At 75.9% G+C, this 2725-nt stretch carries 2 protein-coding genes and 1 pseudogene; 1 reads left to right on the forward strand and 2 read right to left on the reverse strand.

Annotation, left to right across the window (positions count from 1 at the left end; genetic code table 11):
* Together AB8Z75_RS34305 and AB8Z75_RS34310 are read right to left on the reverse strand one after the other, a co-directional pair.
* Positions 1-671: pseudogene (locus tag AB8Z75_RS34305) on the reverse strand (cytochrome P450); the annotation flags it as partial.
* A gap of 219 nt (positions 672-890) precedes the next feature.
* Positions 891-1733, reverse strand: coding sequence for a patatin-like phospholipase family protein (locus AB8Z75_RS34310; RefSeq protein WP_369208958.1), 843 nt, complete (start codon positions 1731-1733; stop codon positions 891-893).
* A 103-nt stretch (positions 1734-1836) separates the two neighbouring features.
* On the opposite strand from AB8Z75_RS34310, the gene AB8Z75_RS34315 reads away from it, so the two are divergent.
* On the forward strand, positions 1837-2725 hold an 889-nt coding region (locus tag AB8Z75_RS34315), incomplete at its 3' end, for a TetR family transcriptional regulator (protein WP_369208960.1).

The following is a 2725-nucleotide window of genomic DNA, read 5'->3' on the forward strand; positions in this document are numbered from 1 at the left end:
CGGTCCTCGTCTGCCCGGTCCTCGTCCGGCCTGCCCTCCGCTGCGCGGTCCGGCGGACGTCGTCGCGCCGCGACCAGCGCGCTGAGCAGCGCGTCGTCCGGCGTCCTGGCCTTCCGCTCGGTCAAGGCCGTCAGATACCCGGTCAACTCGTCCGCCGCCGCCGTCGCTGCCGCCTTCGAGGTGGGCAGGACCAGCTCGTTCGACCAGGTGCGGAAGCGCGCACGGTCCTGCGCGGGAACCCCCAGCAGCTCGCAGATGACCGTGACGGGCAGCGGCAGAGCGTACCGGCTCACCAGGTCGGCCCGCCCCCGGCGCGGCAGCCCGCCGAGCAGCTCGTCGGTGACCGCCTCGATCCTCGGACGCAGCGCCGCGATCCGCCCCGGCGTGAAGTGGCCCGCCACCAGACGGCGCAGCCGCGTGTGCTGCGGAGGATCGCTCTGCAGCATGTTCCGCCCGATGGCGTGCCCCCCGTCGCTGCGCCACGAGGCGGAGTGACGGATGTCGTTGCGCAACCGCGGATCGCTCAGCGCCGTCCGCGCCGCTTCCCGGGCCACGACGAACCAGCACTCCCCGCTCCCGGGAACGCACACCCGGTGCACAGCGCCGTCGGCGCGCAGGGCCGCGTAGAGCGGATACGGGTCCCTCTCCACCTCCACGCCCTCGGGCGCCAACTGACGCAGGGTGGGCGCCTGGGGCGCCTGGGGCGTCTGGGGCGGCGGGAGCGCCTGGGGCGGCGGGAGCGGCTCGGCTTCCGGCGTGCGCGCCGGTTTCGCGCGTTCCGGAGGTGAGGGGAAACTCGACGGGGGAGACTGCGGCACCTGCTCGGCCTTCCTTCCCTCTCGGGGTCTGTCTCTGCGTGTTTCCGTTGCGGCGACGAGGCGGAGAGCCCGCTACCCGTGCAGGACGTCGGCAACGGACCGGGCGGCGGCGACGGCCTGCGCGTGCCCCGCTCGTGCGGTGTGAGGGCGCCGGCTGTCGGCCGTCATATCCCGGCCCATCGCGCGGCGAGCGGCGGGGCCGGGCGTAAGGAGCGCGACGGAGGTTCCTTCGGCCGCGAGCTCGTCGGCCTCCTGCCGGGCGCTGGGATGCGGGCCCGGGGCGGACGGGATCGGTACGAGGGCCACCACGCGCCGGTATCCGCGGGCCAGGCGGACGTTACCGGCCGAGCGGCATCCGCCGTCGAGCCAGCGACGCCCGGCGGCACTGACCGGAGGCCAGACGAGCGGCACCGCACAGCTCGCGGCGACCGCCTCGAGGAGGGACAGCGAGGAGTCCGACCCGAAGGTCTCCACCTCCCCGCTCCGCGCGTCGACCGCAGCGATCCGCAACGCCCGCTCGGGCCAGGACCGCGCACCGCCCAACAGGGGTCTCACGGCGTCGAGTGCGCCGCCTTCGCGCCCCACGGGTGCGGCGAGCGCAGCCCGCCCCAGGCGCTGTGCGGAGCGGCGGGAGTCCCGGGTCGCGCAGGCCGCCCACAGGAAGCGGAACGTCTGGGCCGCAGAGACCTCCAGGTCGATGCGGTCCTCGCCCGCCAATTGCCGCTCGTACAACGCGCGCGGGCTCTCACCGCCCAGGACGCGGGCACCGAAGATCGCCCCGGCCGAGGTGCCGATGACGACGTCGGCCCGGTCGAGCTCGACCCCCGCCTCGGTGAGCCCCGCGAGCACCCCGACCATCCACGCCCCGCCGACCGGCCCGCCACCGCCCAGCACCAGTGCTGTCCCGTCCCGCACCGCAGCCTCCGTTCACAAGGAGCACAAAGCGGGGAGCACTCCCCACTTGGGCCGACGATAGCATCCCTCCGGGGAGGACTCCCCGTTTCCAGCGGAGGTAACGATGACCGAGGACAGGCGCGACGGCCACCAGGGTGCCGGGCGGAACGGCGGGCCCGCGGGGGCCGACGGCCGTGGCGGCACTGGTGGGCGCGAAGAGCCCGGCACGCGCGGAGAGCCCGGCACGCGCGGAGAGCCCGGTACGCGCGGAGAGCCCGGTACGCGCGGAGAGCCCGGTACGCGCGGACGGCGCGGCGCGACCGGGCACCCCGCACCACCCGGGCCGTCCCCCCGGCAACGCCGTGACGCGCGCCGCAACAAGGAACTCCTCACGGACGCCGCCCACGAGGTGTTCACCGAACAGGGCCTGGAAGCGCCCTTCGACGTGATCGCCCGGCGGGCCGGCGTCGGCAACGCGACGCTCTACCGTCACTTCCCCACCCGCGCCGCCCTCGTGGACGCCGTCTTCCGCGACCTGCTGACCCGCACGATGACCGTCGGCGAACAGGCCCGCACCGCCGAGGACGCCTGGTCAGGGCTGCGCGACTACTTCGAGGAGGTCTTCAGCGTCCTGGCCTCCGACCGCGGCGCGAACGACCTCATGACCACCCACCTCGAAGGTGTCGAGACGCTGGAGACGGTCCACGCGCACAACCGCGAGACGGTCGACATCCTGCTGCGCCGAGGGCACGCGGAATCCACCATCCGTGCCGATGTCACCACCGAGGACGTGCTCTTCAGCTTCGCCGCCCTGGGCCGCGCCGTCCCCGCGCTGACCGCCGCCACCACCCCGGGGGGGGGGGGGGGGGGGGGGGGGGGGGGGGGGGGGGGGGGGGGGGGGGGGGGGGGGGGGGGGGGGGGGGGGGGGGGGGGGGGGGGGGGGGGGGGGGGGGGGGGGGGGGGGGGGGGGGACCGCGAGACGGTCGACATCCTGCTGCGCCGAGGGCACGCGG

This window comes from Streptomyces sp. PU-14G (assembly GCF_041028275.1).
GTDB lineage: Bacteria > Actinomycetota > Actinomycetes > Streptomycetales > Streptomycetaceae > Streptomyces.